Genomic DNA, 18509 nt, shown 5'->3' on the forward strand with positions numbered 1-18509 from the left:
AGGTTGCTTCGGAGACGGCAGTGTCGTAGTTAACCGTCGACACTTGGAGTCCCCCGCCTTGTCTGCTCTCTCTTCCCTGCCGTTCTCGCGCCGCGCCGCCGCGCTCGTCGCCTCCGCCGCCATCGCCACCGCCGGACTGGTGGTGCTCACGGGCCCCGCCGCTCCGGCATCCGCCGCTCCCTTCGAATGCACCAGCTCGCTGTACTGGGTGCAGGACGGTCAGCTCTGGGAGGGCAACCCGCTCGACGACCCGTTCGGTCAGGCCGTCGCCCCCACGAACGCCGCCGGCTCGTACAACGCTGTGGGCTTCAACGAGCAAGATGGCCTGCTCTGGGGTATCGGCACCGGCGGCACGATCTCGCAGCAGCTGGTGAGCATCGATGACACGGGCGTCGCGACGCCTCACGGCGTGCCGGTCGGGCTCCCCGCCGGCACCTGGTACTCCGGCGATGTCGACGATGCGGGCAACCTCTGGGTCGCCTCGCAGGGCCAGCACGCGATCTACAAGATCAACATCTCGACGAACACCGTGACCGCCGTGGTCAACCCGGTGAACGCGGGAGCCGCGGTCTATGCACAGGACTTCGTCTGGTACGACGGCAAGATCGTGCGCATCCACGGCACGGGGCGCGTGCGCATCATCGATCCCGCGACCGGCACGTTCACGCAGTCCGGTGTCATCGGCTCCGCAGCGGCCAACGCCGTCGCCATGTGGCTCGATGCCGACGACCGGCTCTTCATCGTCGCCAACAACACCGGCGTCATCAGCGAGATCGTCGGATGGAGGGGTGCCACCACCTCGGTCGTCACCGTCGCGACCACCACGGTGCGCACCCTCAACGGAGACGGCGCCAGCTGCTCCAGCGCTCGCGCACCCTTCGGCATCATCGCAACCGACGACGACTACTCGAGCACTCCGATCCGCGCCGTCGAGGGTGGCACCGTCGGCAACATCTGGGGCAACGACCGCCTCAACCTGGTCGTGCCCCCGGCGGGCAGCATCACCACCGAGATCCTCGACGACGGTGGCCTCCCGGGTCTGACGATCGGCGTCGACGGGTCGGTGACCGTTCCTGCGGATTCCACGCCCGGCACCTACCGCGTGACCTACGAGATCTGCTCGGTGTCGACCCCCGTGCAGTGCGACCAGGCCGTGATCACGGTCGTGCTCGAAGCCGACCCGCTCGTCCCGTCGTTCACTTTCGTGAAGTCGGCCGACCAGACGGCCATCCGCACCGTCGGTCAGGTCGTCACGTACTCGTTCGCGATCACGAACACCGGCGACGTCACACTGACCGACCCCGAGATCACCGAGGTCTCGTTCAGCGGTGCCGGCGAGCTGGGCGCGATCGAGTGTCCGGCCGAGTCGGTCGAACCCGATGCGTCGCTGGTGTGCTCGGCGACCTACACGACCGTGGCGGCCGACCTCGCGTCGACGAACCTCACGAACACGGCGACGGCCACGCTCACCGACGCGACCGATGAGCCCCTCACCTCCGACGCGTCGACGGTCGTGATCCCGGTCACGCCTCCGGTCGTCGAGACGCCGGGCGGTGACATGCCGACGAAGACCGATGCTTCGGGCACCGGTAACCTCGCCGCCACCGGCGCAGACCCCGCGGGCCTGCTGACCGTGGCCGCAGTGCTCACGCTGCTCGGTGGCGCGGTGCTCGCCATCACCCGCCTCGCACGCCGACGGGCCACCGACGCCGCATAGTGTCCTCGAAACGAGCCAGGAGCACATCGCCCCTGGCCCGTTTCGTGCGCCCGAACAAATCTCACCCTCGAATCACCCCGGGGTCAGCGTCATGAAACGCACTCGACACCGTCATATAAGTGGGCACGGCACTGCGCATCCGGGATGGCGCGGTCGCCGGCCAGCGTGACGGGAGCTCGGCTCTTCTGGGGAGAGCCGAGTGCACCGGGCGTGAGGGGGTGGGTGTCGTCGTGGGGACGGCACCCACTTCTGCATCCAGAACACGACTTTCGAAAAACACCGCCCAAAAATGGCGCATCGCTCGTTATACAGATGTGGGGCCGCGACGCCCCGCCGATTCTCCCCAGAGTCGAGTGCCCGCCACCCCATCCCATGGGCGGTCACAGAGGTGGGGCCCCGTCGCGGGCCCCACCTGCAACTCTCCGCTCCGTGACGATCCGAAAGCGAGCTCACCGTGTCTTCCGCACCCGACCCGTTCGACGTGATCGGATGGATGCTCCTCGCCGCAGCATCCGTCGCCGGGATCGCCGCGCTCGCCGCCGGGCGACGCGTGGTTTCGCCCGTGCCGTCGCGACGGTCGGAGCAGGGCCCGAGCGCGCAGAGCTGGGGCGTCGTGCTCGTCGTCGACGCCTGCCTGATCGCGGCGACAGGGCTCGTGTTCGTCGTTCTGTGAGAGTCGACCCGGACAAAACCTGCAGAACGCGTACAGACGACACAGGTCTCTCCTAGAGTGTCTACGCGAAGCATCCGTTCGCACACAGAGAGAGGCGAAGTCGATGCTGAGGATTTTCTCGTCGGGTTCCCGCGCCACCCGCCGTTCCACGACGCTCGTATCGCTCGCTTCGATCGCCGCCATCGTGGCCCTCGGGGCAGTCGCTGCACCGGCCACCGCCGCGGTGCAGCCGCTCGCGGTCGGCGAATCGTGCGTCCCCGCCGACATCTTCGTGAACAGCGGTGAAGACCCTCTCGATCTGCAGCGGTACGGCGTCGCGCCGCTGACGGGCGCTCTCACGCTCGAGAACACGGTGACGCTCGACCGGCCGTTCGGCGACATCGCCTGGAACTCCGACGAGACCGTGCTCTACGGCGTCGACTGGGAAGCATCGCAGCACCTGTTCACCATCGACCCGACGACGGGTGTCTCCACCGATGTGGGCACGGTGATGTTCGACGATGGCGAGCCGCCGTTCGAAGACAACTGGCTCAACTCGCTCTCGGCCACGGCCGACGGGCGCCTGCTTGCGTCGGGTTACGCGTACACGAGCATCTGGTACCTCGATCCGGTGACGGCCGAGCTCTCGCCGGCCGCCGACTTCCCGATGCTGTCCGACGGCGTCTCGTACCTCGCTTCGTCCGGCGACTTCCTCACGCTCGATTCCGGGCTGATCCTGGGCATCGGGCACGACGGCAACTCGCGCAGCTTCCCCGTGCTGTTCGATCTCGCCGCGGGCACGAGCACGGTGGTCGGCGAAGTGCCGCTGTCGTTCGGTGCGGCCCAGTCGGGCGGACGCATCTATCTCGCGTCGGCCACCGGCGAGATCCTGTCGATCGACGAGATCCCGACGACGCCGTCCGAGGCGCCGGTTCCGGTCACCGTCGAGGCCGCGACCGGTCTGCCGTTGTACGGCGCCACGTCGCGACAGGACTCGGGTGTCTGCCCCGTGTCAGCGCTGACGTTCACGAAAGAGCTCACCGGAACCACCGATGCGGATGCCTCGGGCTCGGTGACCCTCGGCGATACGCTCACCTACTCGCTGACGGCGACGAACGCGGGCGAGGTGGAGTTGACCGATGTCGTCGTCGACGACGTGCTCACGGGAGACTCGACGACCTGCGCGAGCGTGGCGCCGGAAGCCACCTGCGTGCTGACCGCGTCGCTCGTCGTGTCGCAGGCCGAGGTCGACGCCGGCCAGATCGTGAACACCGGATCGGCCCGGTCGGCGCAGATCGCCGCGGTCGAGAGCGTGGTGACCACGCCGGTCACCACGTCGTCGTCGGCGCCCGCGACGGGTGCCGCTGCCTCGGCGCAGCTCGCCGAGAGCGGAGCGGCGGCGAACATCGCAGGTCTCGCGACCGCCGTGCTCATGGCTCTCGCGGGGGCGGTGCTGCTGCACAGTCGGCGACGCGCCTGAGTCGGCGTCGGTCCGCTGAACACGACGGAGGGGGTGGCGTCTTCGAGACGCCACCCCCTCCTGCCGATCAGGTGCCTCAGCTCGACAGCTTCGCCCGGCGCTTGGCGAGCATGAGGTTCACCGCGCCGCCCAGCACCAGGAGCGCTCCGAGGCCACCGGCGATCATGGCTGCGTCGGCCGAGCCGCCGGTGATCGCGAGGCTCGCGCCACTCGTTCCCGCGCCGGTGCCCTGACCCGTCGTGGTGCCGGTCGTGGGAGACGTCGTGGGTGTCACAGCTGCGGTTACCGTGACACGGATGACCGCGCGTCCTTCGAGGCCCTCGGCGTTGGTGACGGCGTACGAGACCGGGTCGACGGTTCCCGCGAACCCGGCGGTGGGCGTGAACACGATGGCACCGTTGACGACGGCGAAGACGCCGCCGGCGACCGCCAGCTGGGTGACGGGGTTGTCGGAGGAGTCGATGAGGGTCAGCGTGCCGGCGTCGAGGAGCGGCTCTCCGGCGAGACCGTCGTTGGCGAGCACATCGATCGTGACCGGCTGAGTGTTGACGGTCGTCGCGGTGTCATCGACCAGCGTCGTGGGGTTCTGCACGACGGGGCGATCGATGGAGCGCTGCGAGATGGTGCCGCTGAACTCCCACGCGGGCCACACGGGTCCGGGGTAGGCCATGTTCCAGGAGACCGAGTTGGTCGCCGGTGCGGAGTATGTCCAGGATGCCCCGTCGGCGGCGAGCACGAAGTTGGCGTCGCCCGTGACCGACGTGTAGACGGCACCGTGGGGCTCGCGCAGCGGGTTCGCCGTGGGGTCGCCGACGATCACGTCGGGGAGGGCGAGAGTCTGGTCGAAGGCGTGCACCTGGGCGAGCACGGGAAGGCCGCCCAGCGGGCTGAGGTCGGCGATGTGGTTGTTCTGGAGGCGGATGTCCTGCAGCGCGGTGATGCTCGACAGCGGCCCGAGATCGCTGATCTCGTTGGCGTTGAGGAACAGCTGGAAGATGTTCACGAGGCCCGACAGGGGGCCGAGATCGGTCACCTGGTTGTTGTCGACGTACAGGATTGCGATTCTGGTGAGCCCCGCGATCGGGGTCAGGTCCGATACGTCGTTTGAACCGATCAGAAGCCCCTCGAGCTGCGAGAGCGACGACAGCGGCCCGAGGTCGCTGACGTTGTTGTCGGTGAGGTTGAGGGACTTGATCGCCGTGAGACCGCTCAGCGGGCTCAGGTCTGAGATCTGGTTGCCACCGGCGGAGACGTAGACCATGTTCGTCAACGACGCGAACGGGGCGAGGCTGGAGATCTGGTTGTTCGCGATGTCGATCTGGGTGATCTGGGTGAGTCCCGTGAGCGGTGTGAGGTCCGTGAGGGAGTTGTTGGCGAAGTACAGATCCCACGCAGAGGTGAGGGCTTGCGCACCCTCGAGGCTCGTGATTCCCTGGCCGCTGCAGTTCAGCTGGGTGATGCTGGCGGCCTGGGTGGTCGACACCGGGGCGGCATCGGGCTGGCCGAGGCGCTGGTTGACGCACGCCTGCAGCGCGGGGTCGGCGAACGCGACGTCTGCGGCGTTTGCGGGTGTCGCCACCAGCAGAGAAGCGGCGACGGTGGCCGCGATGACGGCGACGGAGGCGAGGGCGCGTTTGCGGCGCGTGGGCAGGCTAAAGCCTGAGGGCATGTGAGGCACGGGTTTTCCTTGAGTGTGGTGCGCAGTGCGGCCCGCGGGTCGGGTGAACTGCGAGAAGTCGGATTCGTTTAAGAGACGACGTATGGCGTCGTTCTTTACGCGGCGTTTCCTGAGAGTTGTCTCCGCTTTTGCGAAAGTTGCGTCACTCCGGCCCCCTTCCTGCCCCCCAGCGGCGCACCGAAGATCGGTGAGCCGGACCGCGCGATGAGAAGGTCGCGCGTACAGAGCACAACGAGACGCGCCGCGTTATCTGACGTGGCGCGTGATAGACACAAGACCATGACCGACTACCCGACGATGCACGCCCTCGGACGGATAGACGTCGTCACTCTCGACGACACTCCGGCGCTGAGCCGCGACGTCGCACTCGATATCGCCGCGGTGCAGGCGGCATGGCCGGCGTTCGAGGGCGCGTTCGACTCGCTGCAGGGCCGCAGGATGATGGGTCTCATCTACGGAGATGCCGGCGTGTACCGCGTGGCATCCGTGCGTGTGGAAAGGGACAGTCGCAATCCGCTCGGCCTGGATGAGACTCTGATCCCGGGCGGCGCCTACCTCCGCCTACGGCTGCGCGGCGAACCCTCGCAGGTCTACGACCAGATCTCCGAGGCCTTCGACGCGCTGTTCGCCCTCGCCGACCATGACGCCGATCGGCCGCACATCGAGTCTTATCGCCGTGAGGGCGAAGTCGACTGCCTCGTGCCGATCAATCTCGTGCCGATCAATCTCGTGCCGATCAATTCACCGAGCTGACGCAGCAGGCTTCTCCACCGTCGGGATGCGGTCGGCGTGCTCACGTCCGCGCTTGCAGATCCACGTCATCGCGTAGGCGACGACGAGCGCGACGACGATGTAGATCGTGACCCAGAGACCGCCGTTCGGGTCGAGGGCGAACTGCACCGACTCGTTCGCCTGGGAGTTCTTGCGACCGCCGCCGAGCACGAGGAACCAGAAGAGCCCGAACAGCAGCGACGCCACGGTGGCGACCCAGGCGAAGAATCCGCCCACCGAGTAGCGGCGAAGCACCGTGAACAGAATGGCGAGCACGAGTACGAGCAGGTGCCCGCCGACGATCGCGAGGAAGGCCGGGTCGGCGGCGGCAGCGGAGAGATCCATGTAGAGCCTTTCGGTTGTTCGCGTACTCGGGCGATACGCGTCTTCCTGTTAAGACGTTTTCCCCGGTGAGATGTGACGACGTGACGCAGAACACCCCAGGGACTCGGATGAATCCCTGGGGTGTTCTGCATGCACCGAGGGCTAGCTGCGACGCATCCGACGGATGCTCACGACTGCGATCCCGGCGAGCAGCAGCACGAGGGCCGTGCCCACGAGCACCCACGGCGCGTTCGCACCGGTGATCGCGAGGCTGGCTCCGGCGGCGACGGCCGTCACGGTCACGGCCGCGGAGTCGGACCCGATGAGGGTGTTGTCGCCCGGGTCGACGGCCGTGCCGATGACACCGTTCGTGAGCGTGCCCACATCGGCTGCCCGCACCTCGTACGAGACCGCGCAGGTGAGCACGTCACCCGGAGCCAGCGTGACGGGTGCCGGCTGATCGCACGTGAGCGCGGCCAGGGGCACCGATCCGGTGAAGTCCTGATCGGTGAGGGTCACATCGGTGAGAGTCAGCGCGCCCGTGTTGGTCGCGGTGAGCGTGTAGACGACGTCGTCGCCGACGGTGGCGCTGGCCTTGTCGACGGTCTTCGCGACGACGAGCGCCGACTCGCCACCGGTCGTGAGCGCGGCGGTCGATGCGGCGGATGCGGCGATGGCCGAGGTGCCGGTAACCTGTGCGTCGGCGGTGGCCTCGTTGGTGACGAGCCCTGCATCGATGTCGGCCTGCGTGACGACGTACGACGCCGTGCACGTGGTCGACGCGTCGACGGCGAGCTCGGTGGTCGGGCAGTCGATGGTGTCGAGTTCTCCCGTGCCCGAGAACGCGGTCTCGTCGATCGTGAGGTCTTCGACCGGCAGCGCGCCGTCGTTCGTCACGGCGAACGAGTAGACGACCGTGTCGCCCGCCGCGGCCGTGGTCGGTGCGACCGACTTGACCAGGTCGAGCGAGGCGGCCTTCGCCGTGTTGGTGACCGTGCAGCTCACGGCGTCGCCCGCGACGAGGGCGAGCTGCTGGCTCGCTGCGGCTCCCGTCGGCAGAACGGTGGTGCTGGCTTCGTTCGCGTTGGTGCACGACCACGCGGCGTCGTAATAGCCGAGCGGGCTGGGTGTGCCACTCGTCGCGGCTTCGGCGAGGGTGAGCGGGCCGCTCGGGATCACCGGGATGACATCGGTCGTCGCCGCGTCTGTTGCGCCCGTCGTCGCGGATGCGAGCGCCGGTCCCTCACTGGAGGTCACGCTGAGGTCGAACGAGTCGAGCGGGTCGACACGACTCGCGACCTGCTTGTCGACCGAGACGCTGGCGGTACGGATGCCGAAGCCCAGGCCTTCGCGCTCACCACGGGTGTACATGTACACCGACCCGGAGATCGTCGTCGCCGAGGGCGCCGCGAGGATGGATCCGTACGCGGACGGTGATCCACTCACACCCGGGTAGCACCACACGTCGGTGGTGCCGTCGCTGATGAGGGGCATCCCGCATCCGCCGCCCGTGGTGGCGATAGGCAGGCTGTCGATCAGGCGCAGCGGCACGTCGGACTTCCAGTTGAGGAACTCACCGAACTGGCCGACGGCGGCATCGGTCGTCTCGGGTGCGGCCGAGACGAGGTCGTAGCCGGTGACGGGGGTGCCGTTGAGCGAGATCTGGAAGTCGGTGATGTTGATCTGCACGGCCCCCGACGGCTGGCCGGCCGTGGCGTACAGGAAGGGCAGACCCGGAATTCCGTTGTAGTAGCCGGGAGTGCCGATTACGAACGGCGACGGCGGGGTTGCGGAGGCGGCCACGACGCTGCGCTCGGACCACCCACCGCCGACCGCGCGCTGGGTCACGGTGTACGAGACGTCGTAGGCCCCCAACGACATCTCGAACTGCTGCCCCGCGGTGGTCAGAGCGACCGCCGGGTCGTAGCCCGTGAAGTCGAACCAGCAGATCGAATCGGGGAACTTGCCCCCGCCGTCGGGTGCGGCGTACCCGCAGCTCGACTCGATCGGTGCGGCAGAGGCCGGAGCCGCCGCGATCCCCGTGAACAGCATCGCCAACAAGGCTGCTGCGCCGGCAAATGCCGACAGTTTCTTGACGCCCATGCGCGCCCTCCCCTGAGTATGTGGCGCCGGGCGATGTCCTGATCAACGATCAAGCAATATACCGGCGGTTCAACATATGTGACACATAGTGTCGAGTGCAACGCTCGGGGCGAGACTTAACCCTGTGTTAACACCCTCCTGAGCGCGCCTTGCCCGCTCGCGAAAGCGAGGAGACGAGCCGTCCTCGACACCATTGATGAGAACAACGAGGTCAGCCCCGAAATGTGACGGTCCACCCGTCAATGTCGGCTTATGGCGTCAGAAAGCGACGATTCGCTCGTTATACAGGGTGGAGGGTGGCCGACGGCATCCCGCCACTCGTCCTACTCACTCGTTCGACCTGCGAGGAATCCCATGGCTGCTGCTCCTGGAACTGCGACGCTTCCCGACGATCTCGTGATGCTGCTCCGCGCCGCGCTGGCCGCGGAGCAGAGCGCGCGCGGCTCGCAGAGGCGTGTGCAGAACCGGCTCTGTCGCGCACTGCTCGGCGCAGCGTCTCAACTCGGGTACTCGCTGCGAGACATCGCTGACGCGATAGGCCGCTCGTGGTACACCCTTCGCGACCGTGCGCACGGATGCGAGCCGCTGTCTGCGGTCGAGTTCGCGACGCTCGTGGGAGTGCCGACGAGCACCGTCGAGGAGTGGCTGTCTTCCTGCGCGCACGACCTCGACGACGGGGAGACGCACGGCGGGGATGTTCCGGCTCGACGCCTGCTGCATGTCTACCTCGAGCACGCGACCGACCGGGTGGCCCTGAGCGCCGCCGCGTAGCATCTCGATCACGCGACCGTGGAGATCATCGAGGCGGCAGTGAAGTCCGTGCTTCGCCGTACGCTTTCCGGTTTAGTGTGGGCACCATGACTGACCGTCGTCGTCAGGTTGCGGCATGGATCGCGCTGATCGGGTTCCTTGCCGCCTTCCTCGCCAGTGTGGTGGCGGCCCAGACGGGTAACGCACTGCTGGGGGTTTTCGGCGGTGCGTTCCTCGTCGTCGGCCTCGCGGGCCTCGTGTGGTGGAGCCTGCTTCGAAAGCAGAAGCCGTGACGACACCCGGCTCGGCGCATCCTCGGCTCGCCTGAGCGCCAGCGGCTACGTCACCCGAGGGCCTTGCCGGGGTTGAGGATGCCGGCGGGGTCGAGGGCGGCCTTGACCGCTCGGTGCATCTCGAACACGGCCGGCGAGAGCTCCGACCGGAGTCCCTCGCGCTTGAGGAGACCCACGCCGTGCTCGCCGGTGACGGTGCCGCCGAGCGCGAGGGCATCGTCGATGATCTCTGCGAACGCTTTCTTTGCACGAGCGCGAGCGTCGTCATCTCCGGGCGGGACGACGAGGAGCGGATGGAGGTTGCCGTCACCGGCATGCGCGATGTTGGCGATGAGGATGTCGTTGGCCAGTCCGATGGCCTCGATGCGGCTGAGCATCGCCGGCACGGCGGCCTTCGGGACGCACACGTCCTCGGTGATCACCGGGCCGAGGCGTTCGAGTGCCGGATACGCGAGACGCCGTGCGGCGAAGAGCGCCTCCCCCTCGGCGTCGTCCGTGCTGCGGTCGGCCCAGGTGGCTCCTCCGCGCTCGAACGCCGACATCACGGCGGCCGCTTCCTCGTCGCCTGCCGCCCCGGGGGTGTCCACGCGCGCGAGCAGCACGACCGCGGCATCGGCCGAGAGGCCCATGTTCTTCCAGTCGTCGACGGCTCGCAGGCAGTTCCGGTCGATCAGCTCGAGTGCTGACGGGGTGAGCCCGGCCGCCGCGACCTCGCGCACCGCCTGACCCGCGTCGGTGAGCGAATCGAAGAATCCGGCGATCGTCTGCTCCGGCGGGCGCAGCGGCCGAAGCCGCACCGTGATCTCGGTGACGATGCCGAGGGTGCCCTCGGAGCCGACGAGAAGACTCGTGAGGTCGTAGCCGGCGACGCCCTTCGCGGTGCGGCGTCCCAGCCGAACCAGCTCGCCCGTGCCGGTCACGACCTGCAGGCCGAGCACGTAGTCGCCGGTGACGCCATACTTCACGCAACAAATGCCCCCAGCATTCGTCGCCACGTTTCCGCCGATCGTCGACCACGGCGAGCTCGCCGGGTCGGGTGGATACCAGAGCCCGTGCCCGGCGACGTGCTCCCGGAGGTCGTCGTTCACCACCCCTGGCTGCACGACGGCGAGACGCTCGAGCTCGTCCACTTCGAGCACGGCGTTCATCCGCTCCAGCGAGATCACGACGCAACCCGCGAGGGCGTTGGCGCCGCCCGAGAGGCCGGTGCCCGCTCCCCGAGCGACGACGGCCGTGTCGTGTCGCAGGCATGCGCGCACCACCGACTGCACCTCTTCGGGAGTCCGCGGCCGCACGAGACAGGCGGGCAGCGCCCACTCGGCCCACTCGGCGTCATCGTGCGCGTAGCTCTCGAGCACATCGGGGTCCGTCGTGAGACGGTCGGCGGGCAGAACCCCGGCGAGATCGGCGAGGAGTGCGGACTCGCTCACGCTCGTTCGTCGCCGTGGGCGGATGCCGAGCGCGTGTGGCAGGTCTTCAGGTAGCTCAGGAACGATGCCTGCAGCCCGGTGAGATGGGTCTCGTGCAGCAGGGCCTTCGAGACTTCTTCCGTACGCCCCTTGGCTTGCAGCTCTGCCACGACCGTGAGCAGGTTGCGTCCGATTTCTCGATAGATCGGAATCGGCCCGAGCAGCTCGGCTTCGTTCAGTGTGAGATGCAGGCGCTGCGAAGATCCGCCGGCGCCGGGCTCCGACAGGGCGGCGATCAGGGGGAACACCTGACTGTCCGTGGCCGCGACGCCCGGGCTGCCCGCCCCGAACGTCGCGAACGGGGATGCATCCTGCAACCACGCGTACAGGGCGAAGAGACCGCCGTACGAGTACCCGAACAGACCATGCCCGGATTCGCTGACCCGCACCTTCGACTGCAGCAGCGGATGGAGCTCCTCCGTCAGGAACGCGAGGAAGACATCGGCGTGGGTGTCCGCGAGGAGGTCGAGGTAGGCGTCCATGTACTCCTGGGACATCGCTCCGGAATCGCGAGCGGCCGCAAGGGTCGTCAGCATCTCATCGCTGACAGGTTCTCCCGGCGGCACGAGGTCGCGGTTGCGGAGCTCTGCCCACTGCGCGGCCTCTTCGCCGGCGTAGCCCACGCTGACCTGGATGTACGGGGCGACGGTGAGGTAGGGGTCCGCCTGGGTGACGATGAGAGGTGCGGTCAGCCCGACGGCCCAGTTGCCGTCCACGACGTAGATCAGCGGCAGAGGATCGGTGGATTCCGCATAGCCCGGGGGCGTCGTCACCCAGACGCCGTAGCGATGGCCCGACCGGGCCGTGACCTCGAGGTACTCCGTATCGGCGAAGCATCCGTTCAGCATCTCGCTCATGGGGTGTCTCCTTTCATGATGCGGCCGGCCTTCACGACGAAGGAAGCCATGTCCGGATCCGCGAAGACGCGGGCGTCGTCGAGCGGGTTCCGCGCCCAGGCGACCATGTCGGCGGCCATTCCCACGCGGAGCATCCCGACGGTGTCTGAGATGCCGAGGATGTCGGCATTGACGCTGGTGGCCGAGACGAGCGCCTGCATGGGCGACTCCAGCTCGGCGCGCAGTCGCAGTTCCTCGCCCCGGCGGTGCTGGCCGGAACCGAGGAGGTCGGAGCCGAGCCCGATCCGCAGGCCGGCCTCGCGGGCGATCCGGAGAGCATCGACCATGCGGCGTCGGGTGCCGGCGATGCGCTCGCGCGCCGACGGCTCGATGTCCAAAGAACTCTCGGGATCGAGGACCTGCTCAATCACCGCGAAGGTGGGGACGAGTGCCACGTCGTGGTCCCGCATCAGCTGCGCGGTCGGCTCGTCGATGTCGGTGCCGTGCTCCACGCACCGCACGCCCGCGCGCACGGCGTTGCGGATGCCGGCGTTGTTGTGCGCGTGCACGGTCACATAGGTGCCACGCGCCGCAGCCTCTTCCACGGCCACGGCGATCTCTGCGGTCGTGAACTGCGTGTCGTCCAGGCGGTCGTGCCCGCCGACGACACCACCCGTGACGCACAGTTTCAGGAACGTCGCACCGCGGCGGAACGACTCCCGCACGTTGCGCCGCAACTCGTCGGCATTGCCCGACATGAGCGACAGGGCGGCGAGGCCCGGTATGTGGTGCGTCTCCCAGAGCTCCGTCGGCTCCCACGCGGCCCCGTAGTAGCCGTGCCCGCCGGTCTGGCACTGCACCGGTCCGCACGACAGCACGCGCGGGCCGCGCACCTTGCCCTTCGCGATCACGTCGACGACGCCGCCGTCGATGCCTCCGGTGTCGCGCACCGTGGTGAAGCCGGCATCGAGCGTGCGGCTCGCGGTGGTGAAGATGTCGGCGGCGATCTCGGCCGCCGACACCTGGAACCCGAACTGCGCCCGGATGGGACTCGAGAGTCCGAAGTGCACGTGAGCGTCGATCAGGCCCGGCGTCAGCAGCATGCCGTCGAGGTCGACCGTCGCGGCCCCTGTCGGCGCGGTTCCGATCCGGGTGATGACCTCGTTCTCGACGCACACGTCCGCGGCGAACGGTTCGGAGCCGGACCCATCCGCGACGATCCCACCGACGAACCAGATCTCGGTCATGTGGCCTCTTCCGCGCGGATCAGTTGTCCTCAACAGTGGTGAGTTCGTTGTGCGCTAACGTACTCAACAGTGGTGAAGGTGTCAACGGGAGGCAGCATGCGGGCAGCGGTCGGTGAAGGCAAGGCGCGGCTCCTGCAGGCGCTGTTCGACGAGTTCGGCGAGACCGGCCCCAGCCCCAATCTGTCGATGCGCCAGGTGGCCGAGCGGCTCGGCGTGCACCACACGCTCCTGACCTACCACTTCGGCTCACGCCCCGGTCTGCTGAGCGCCGTGCTGTCGGAGGCGCGCCGGCGGGACAACCTCGTCATCGCGGCGACCGGCGGCGATCTCGGCTTCGTCGACATGCTCGGCGCCATCTGGGGCTTCTACGCCAACGCCGGGCATGAGGAGCGAACCCGCGCCTTCTTCCACCTGATCGGGCTGGCGGTGTACGAGCGGGGCGCTTTCGACGGTTTCGTGGCCGACCTCGACGACCTCACCCGCCTTCTCGAGGCGGCGGCCCGCCGCGAGGGACTGCCCGCAGCGGAGGCCGTGCAGCAGAGTCTCATCGCGATCGCGTGCATACGCGGGCTGCTGTTGCAGCGGCTGTTGAGCCCCTCAGAAGAGGTGGATGCCGCGGCGGAGCGCTTCATCGCTTCGTTCGCGACGATCCGCCTCGACGACCATCGGAAGAACGGAACGACATGACCCAGGGATACTCCCACATCGTCATCGGCGCCGGAGCGATCGGCACCGCGGCCGCCTACTGGCTGGCGCGGGCGGGTGCGGAAAGGGTACTCGTGCTCGAGCAGTTCGAGCTCGGTCACGCGCTCGGTTCCTCCGGAGACCACTCCCGGATCATCCGTCGGGCGTACCATCGCGACGACTACACGAAGCTCACCGATGCGATGTTCGCCGCGTGGGCCCACGTCGAGGAGCGTTCCGGGCTGAAGATCTACACGCAGACCGGAGGCATCGACCTCGCCGTCGCAGACAGTTCCGGCGCGGCCGAGATCGACGAATACCGGCGGGCGATGGATGCTGTCGGCATCCCCTACGACGAACTGACGATCGACGACATCCGCACCCAGTACCCGCAGTGGAGCGTGTCCGACGACACGATCGGAATCCATCAGCAGGACGCCGGGATCCTTGACATCCGCCGTTCGGTGTCGGCCCATGTGTCTCTGGCAAAGGCCGCCGGGGTGGAGTTCCGCTCCGGTGTCGTCGTGACCGGTGTGCAGATCGGCAGCGACGGTGTCACCGTCTCGACGTCGGAGGGATCGTTCGACGGCGATCATCTCGTCGTCGCCGCAGGATCGTGGCTCGGCGACCTCATGCCTGATCTCGGCCTGTCCTTCGCGCTGACGCTGAGTCAGGAGCAGGTGGGGTACTTCTCCTCGCCGAACCTGTCGGACTTCACTCCGGACAGGTTCCCCATCTGGATCCATCACGCTGCGGAGGTGCACTACGGCTTCCCCGTCTACGGAGAAGCGGCGGTCAAACTCGCGCGCGACATGCGCGGCCATTTCATCTCCCCCGCGGAGCGGTCGTTCACCCCGGACGCCGACGAGCCGCTGCTGCTCCGCGAGTTCCTCCGCGCGCATCTGCCTGGTGCCGACGGGCCGTTGCTGATGAGCAAGACCTGTGTGTACGACATGCCCGCCGACCGCGACTTCGTGCTCGACACCGTGCCAGGACACCCCCACGTCGCCGTGTTCAACGGAGCAGGGCACGCGGGCAAGTTCGCGAGTCTGATGGGACGGATTCTCGCCGACCTGCTGACCGTCGGCCGCACGGAGCACGACATCTCGGCGTTCAGTCTGCGACGACCGGCGATCGTCGACCCCGACTTCGTTCCGCTCTTCCGCCTCGGAACCGGCGAGGGCGCGAGCTGACTTTGGCTAGTGGGACCCGCCGATGGAGGCGCGGAACGCCGTTGCGTCCAGCGCGTTGACGGGGAGAGCCGACCGATCGCGGGCCCTGAGCCCGTCGAGGAGGATGGCGAGGTAGCGCCTCCAGAGGTCTGGTTCCTCAGCGCTGAGGTGGTAGACGGCATCGAGCATTGCGAAGATCGGAAGGATGTCGGTAACGCCAATGCCTTCACGGACGACGCCGGCTGCGAGTGCCCGATCGAAGAGTGGCGACACGGACTCAAGGATTCTGGCTGCTGTCTCATCCAGGGGTGTGCTGCTGTCGGCCCCCAGGAACATCGCGGTCAACCCTTTATCCAGCGCCTGGCTGGACGCTGTCGCTTCGAAGAACGTGACGAGCGCCTGCCAGGGGTCTGCTACTTGGAGTGCTTCATGGGCTCCCGACAGGACCCTCTCGATGGCTTCCGCATAGAGCGCGCGAATAATGTGCTGCTTGCTGTCGAAGTTCCGGTAGATGGTGCCGACACCGACGCCGGCCTGCTCGGCGATGTCGTGGAGGGTCGCAGAGAACCCATGCTCTGCGAAGACTTCCCGGGCCGCCTGGACGATACGGTCGCGATTCCGGGCCGCGTCTGCGCGCTGCGCACGGGACGGAGCGATTTCACTGTTCATGAGTCCCTTTTTGCTGTGCGTCCGTGCGTTGCGCTGCGTAGTTGTTCCGCAAGTGTGGCGAGTTCTCCGGACACAGCAGGTGAGTCGGTCCGGAGGGGGCTGGCAACCGAACTGCGCAGGAATCGACGGAAGACGGGGATGAGAAGAACCTCAGGCAGGGTATGCAAGAGCCGGAACGCTCCGGGAACGGTCGGCGTGGGCATGGCTGTCAGGCTCTGCCTCATATCCTGAAGCATCGCACGGACCGCAATCCGGTCTCCTGCCAAGGAATCCGGACCACCCGCGGCGTGGACCGCCACGCTGAGGGGCACCTCGAACGCGGCGTGAGTTCGCAGCCAGGCGTCCATCTGCGGTTCCGCTTTGACGACGAAACCGGCATTGCGGAACACCTCGATAATGCGCTCGAGTCTGGGCGTGGTCTGGCCGTCAGGCTCGCCGATTGGCATCGACACGAGGCGGGTCACCCGAGAAGCTGGCCGGTAGCGGACGACGTCGCCATCCATCACGCCGCCTTGATTGGGGAAGCCGAGCAGGACGCGGTCATGCCCGAGGATCTCGTGCAGCGGGCCAGGTCCGGCAGCCCAGTTCAGGAGGAACAGGACGTCACCTGTGATCCCGGTCAGAGTTTCGAGGACAGCGCCGATCTGATGAGTGCGGACGAGCACCAGAATCAGGTCCCAGTCGCCGACTGGGCTGTCCGTCACCGGAACTCGCACGGACCGGACGAGACCGTCGTCACCCTCGGCAACAAGCACGCCGTTTTCTTGGATCAAAGCGAATCGATCCCCACGAGCGACGAGCGTGACGTCCACGCCCGCTTCGAACAGCTGAATGGCATAGAGGCTGCCGAGAACACCGGCTCCATAGACCAGGACTTTCATTCGGCTTCTCCAGACCACTGCAGATGGAGCGAGGCTATTCCCTCCAGTGCTCACACTACCGGAATCACTTATTCCGTTTTCGGTGATGTCCGCGATCTTTGGCCCCACGAAGCATCCACCGCAATATATTGATGGTGAACCGTGTCGGAGCATCCGGCCGGTGGGGAGAGTTGCTTTTAGTGGGTGAATACAGAGATGGAGTGGGCGCAGAGCGGTCGTGACGCGCTGCTCTCCGAGCTGCAGGAGATGCTCGAGCACGAGCGGTGGGACGACATCGCCATTTTGCTCGACGACTACTTCTTCGCGCTCTCTCTGGCCGCGCCCGACGCGGTGCTCGACCTGTGGTCGCGTGCTCCGCGCGACTGGGTGCACGAGCATCCTCGGTATCTGATGGCTCGGGAGATCTCGCGCAACGCCTGGCGTTCGTCCGCCGCTACCGAACGACGCCTCGAGCGCACGTTCGCCGACTGGGTGGCGGGTCAGGATGCTCCGGCCGCACGCGATGTGCTCGGCGTCAAGACCGCGGCGATCCGGCGGAGCCTGGTGTACGGCCGCCTGGATCAGGCGCTGAAGATCGTCGATGAGGCGCAGGAACTGATCCGCACCGCGCAGGAGCACGACGGCTTCGACGACGTGCTCGGCAGCGTGCTGCTGCGGCTCGGACTCGCGCGCCTTCTTGCGGGCGATCTGGATGCCGCCATCGAGTCGTTCTCGGAGGGGTGGCGCTGGTCGCGCAGCACGCTGCCGCATCCGATCGCCCCCTATCTGGCCGGGCATTGCGCTCTCGCTCACGCGCTGGCGGGAGATTTCGCGCACGCTGAGGAATGGCTCGCCCGCAGCGAGACCGACATCTCGACCGACCCCCGCACCATGACTTTCCATCTGCAGAAGGCGGCTGTGCTCGCCCGGCCGCTGATCGACATCGCCCACTTCGACAGGGCCGCCGCCGAGGCGTATCTGACGCAGAGCCATCACGACGTCGACTCGGGTGAACTGTGGTGGATCGACGTCCACGCGCGCGCTCGCATCGCGCTGTACTGGGGCGAGGCAGATGGCGCGGTCCGACTGATCGAGCGCACCCTGCAGGCGTATCCGTCTCTGACCGCACCCGGTTCGCTGGCCGGCATGATCCTGCGAGCCAACCTGTCAGACCTTCGGCAGAGCCAGGGGGACCTCGACGCCGCGGAACAGGTGCTGGACGCCATCGACGCGACCGCAGCGCACCCCTCGGTGGTCACCAGCCGCGCCCGCATCCTTATGAAGAAGGGGCAGACCGAAGACGCGCTCGCCCTCATCGACAGAGCAGCGCGCGGGCGTCGACGCGGGTCATCGATCCCCTCGCGCTGGCAGGTGCTCCGCGCCAACGCCGCGCAACTGATGCACGCACCGAACCGCCCGGACGCCATCCGCGTCGCCGCCGACCGCATCGCATCGACCCGAGCGTACGACGCCGCCGACGAAGCACTCCCCCGCGTGCACGACGCGATCGCCGAGCGCACGCGCCTTCCCCCGGGTCTGCGCGAGCGATACCCCTCGTCTCGTGGCGCGGCACCGGACGGGGGTCCGGCGTCGGCCGAACGGGCGAATCTCACCCAGCGCGAGCTGCAGATCCTCGAACTGCTGCGCACGCACACGGCCGTGCGCGACCTCGCTGCGGCGATGTTCATCTCGGCGAACACGGCGAAGAGCCACTTACGCAACCTCTACCGCAAGCTCGGTGCGACCGGGCGTGACGACGCCCTGCGCCGCGCGGACGAACTCTGAGGCTGCGGAGACGGGAATC

General features: G+C 67.6%; 17 protein-coding genes. 9 read left to right on the plus strand and 8 right to left on the minus strand.

From position 1 onward, the window contains the following. The first annotated feature begins 58 nt into the window (after positions 1 to 58). From ACIOSY_RS02580 to ACIOSY_RS02590, 3 genes are all read left to right on the plus strand, one after another. Positions 59 to 1717: a DUF6923 family protein gene (locus ACIOSY_RS02580; RefSeq protein WP_400848517.1), complete on the plus strand. Its 1659-nt coding sequence runs from the start codon at positions 59 to 61 to the stop codon at positions 1715 to 1717. A 454-nt stretch (positions 1718 to 2171) separates the two neighbouring features. Next, the gene (locus tag ACIOSY_RS02585; RefSeq protein ID WP_400848520.1) at positions 2172 to 2390 is read left to right on the plus strand and encodes a hypothetical protein; all 219 of its coding nucleotides are present in this window, start codon (positions 2172 to 2174) and stop codon (positions 2388 to 2390) included. 103 nt (positions 2391 to 2493) lie between these two features. Next, positions 2494 to 3849 (plus strand): hypothetical protein, encoded by a 1356-nt coding sequence (locus ACIOSY_RS02590; RefSeq protein ID WP_400848523.1) that lies wholly within the window; start codon positions 2494 to 2496, stop codon positions 3847 to 3849. Positions 3850 to 3925: 76 nt separating this feature from the next. Here ACIOSY_RS02590 and ACIOSY_RS02595 read toward each other — a convergent pair whose 3' ends face one another. Next, a complete protein-coding gene (locus ACIOSY_RS02595; RefSeq protein WP_400849082.1) occupies positions 3926 to 5518 on the minus strand; it encodes a leucine-rich repeat domain-containing protein in 1593 nt (530 codons plus the stop codon). A gap of 288 nt (positions 5519 to 5806) precedes the next feature. On the opposite strand from ACIOSY_RS02595, the gene ACIOSY_RS02600 reads away from it, so the two are divergent. Continuing rightward, on the plus strand, positions 5807 to 6280 hold the full coding sequence (locus ACIOSY_RS02600; RefSeq protein ID WP_400848526.1) for an AraC family transcriptional regulator: 474 nt from the start codon (positions 5807 to 5809) through the stop codon (positions 6278 to 6280). Here the strand turns inward: ACIOSY_RS02600 and ACIOSY_RS02605 are convergent. Together ACIOSY_RS02605 and ACIOSY_RS02610 are read right to left on the minus strand one after the other, a co-directional pair. Then, positions 6269 to 6643, minus strand: coding sequence for a hypothetical protein (locus ACIOSY_RS02605; protein WP_400848529.1), 375 nt, complete (start codon positions 6641 to 6643; stop codon positions 6269 to 6271). The genes ACIOSY_RS02600 and ACIOSY_RS02605 overlap by 12 nt on opposite strands. Before the next feature lie 141 nt (positions 6644 to 6784). Further along, a complete protein-coding gene (locus ACIOSY_RS02610) occupies positions 6785 to 8725 on the minus strand; it encodes a hypothetical protein (RefSeq protein WP_400848532.1) in 1941 nt (646 codons plus the stop codon). 354 nt (positions 8726 to 9079) lie between these two features. On the opposite strand from ACIOSY_RS02610, the gene ACIOSY_RS02615 reads away from it, so the two are divergent. Both ACIOSY_RS02615 and ACIOSY_RS02620 read left to right on the plus strand, forming a co-directional pair. Beyond that, positions 9080 to 9496: a hypothetical protein gene (locus ACIOSY_RS02615; protein ID WP_400848535.1), complete on the plus strand. Its 417-nt coding sequence runs from the start codon at positions 9080 to 9082 to the stop codon at positions 9494 to 9496. Positions 9497 to 9582: 86 nt separating this feature from the next. After that, a complete protein-coding gene (locus ACIOSY_RS02620) occupies positions 9583 to 9768 on the plus strand; it encodes a hypothetical protein (RefSeq protein WP_400848538.1) in 186 nt (61 codons plus the stop codon). A 50-nt stretch (positions 9769 to 9818) separates the two neighbouring features. Here the strand turns inward: ACIOSY_RS02620 and ACIOSY_RS02625 are convergent, their stop codons facing one another. The 3 genes from ACIOSY_RS02625 to ACIOSY_RS02635 are packed head-to-tail and all read right to left on the minus strand — an operon-like array spanning position 9819 to position 13320. Further along, positions 9819 to 11198, minus strand: a complete 1380-nt coding sequence (locus tag ACIOSY_RS02625; protein WP_400848541.1) for an FAD-binding oxidoreductase — start codon at positions 11196 to 11198, stop codon at positions 9819 to 9821. Further along, the gene (locus ACIOSY_RS02630; protein ID WP_400848544.1) at positions 11195 to 12094 is read right to left on the minus strand and encodes an alpha/beta hydrolase; all 900 of its coding nucleotides are present in this window, start codon (positions 12092 to 12094) and stop codon (positions 11195 to 11197) included. Before ACIOSY_RS02630 ends, ACIOSY_RS02625 begins: the two co-directional genes overlap by 4 nt. Continuing rightward, positions 12091 to 13320 (minus strand): amidohydrolase family protein, encoded by a 1230-nt coding sequence (locus ACIOSY_RS02635; protein ID WP_400848547.1) that lies wholly within the window; start codon positions 13318 to 13320, stop codon positions 12091 to 12093. Before ACIOSY_RS02635 ends, ACIOSY_RS02630 begins: the two co-directional genes overlap by 4 nt. Positions 13321 to 13392: 72 nt before the next feature. Between ACIOSY_RS02635 and ACIOSY_RS02640 the strand changes: the two genes are divergently transcribed. Both ACIOSY_RS02640 and solA read left to right on the plus strand, forming a co-directional pair. After that, a complete protein-coding gene (locus ACIOSY_RS02640; protein WP_400848550.1) occupies positions 13393 to 14007 on the plus strand; it encodes a TetR family transcriptional regulator in 615 nt (204 codons plus the stop codon). Beyond that, complete coding sequence (solA, locus tag ACIOSY_RS02645) at positions 14004 to 15197, plus strand: N-methyl-L-tryptophan oxidase (protein ID WP_400848553.1); 1194 nt, start codon at positions 14004 to 14006, stop codon at positions 15195 to 15197. The genes ACIOSY_RS02640 and solA overlap by 4 nt, the downstream gene beginning before the upstream one ends. A gap of 6 nt (positions 15198 to 15203) precedes the next feature. Here solA and ACIOSY_RS02650 read toward each other — a convergent pair whose 3' ends face one another. Further along, complete coding sequence (locus ACIOSY_RS02650; protein ID WP_400848556.1) at positions 15204 to 15845, minus strand: TetR/AcrR family transcriptional regulator; 642 nt, start codon at positions 15843 to 15845, stop codon at positions 15204 to 15206. Further along, a complete protein-coding gene (locus ACIOSY_RS02655) occupies positions 15842 to 16726 on the minus strand; it encodes a ketopantoate reductase family protein (protein ID WP_400848559.1) in 885 nt (294 codons plus the stop codon). The genes ACIOSY_RS02650 and ACIOSY_RS02655 overlap by 4 nt, the downstream gene beginning before the upstream one ends. A gap of 183 nt (positions 16727 to 16909) precedes the next feature. Here ACIOSY_RS02655 and ACIOSY_RS02660 point away from each other — a divergent pair, with 183 nt between their 5' ends. Further along, positions 16910 to 18490 carry a LuxR C-terminal-related transcriptional regulator gene (locus ACIOSY_RS02660; protein ID WP_400848562.1) on the plus strand — a complete coding sequence of 527 codons (1581 nt, stop codon included), beginning with the start codon at positions 16910 to 16912 and terminating at the stop codon, positions 18488 to 18490. Positions 18491 to 18509 lie beyond the last annotated feature (19 nt).

Source organism: Microbacterium sp. NPDC087665 (assembly GCF_044743285.1).
Taxonomy (GTDB): Bacteria; Actinomycetota; Actinomycetes; order Actinomycetales; family Microbacteriaceae; genus Microbacterium.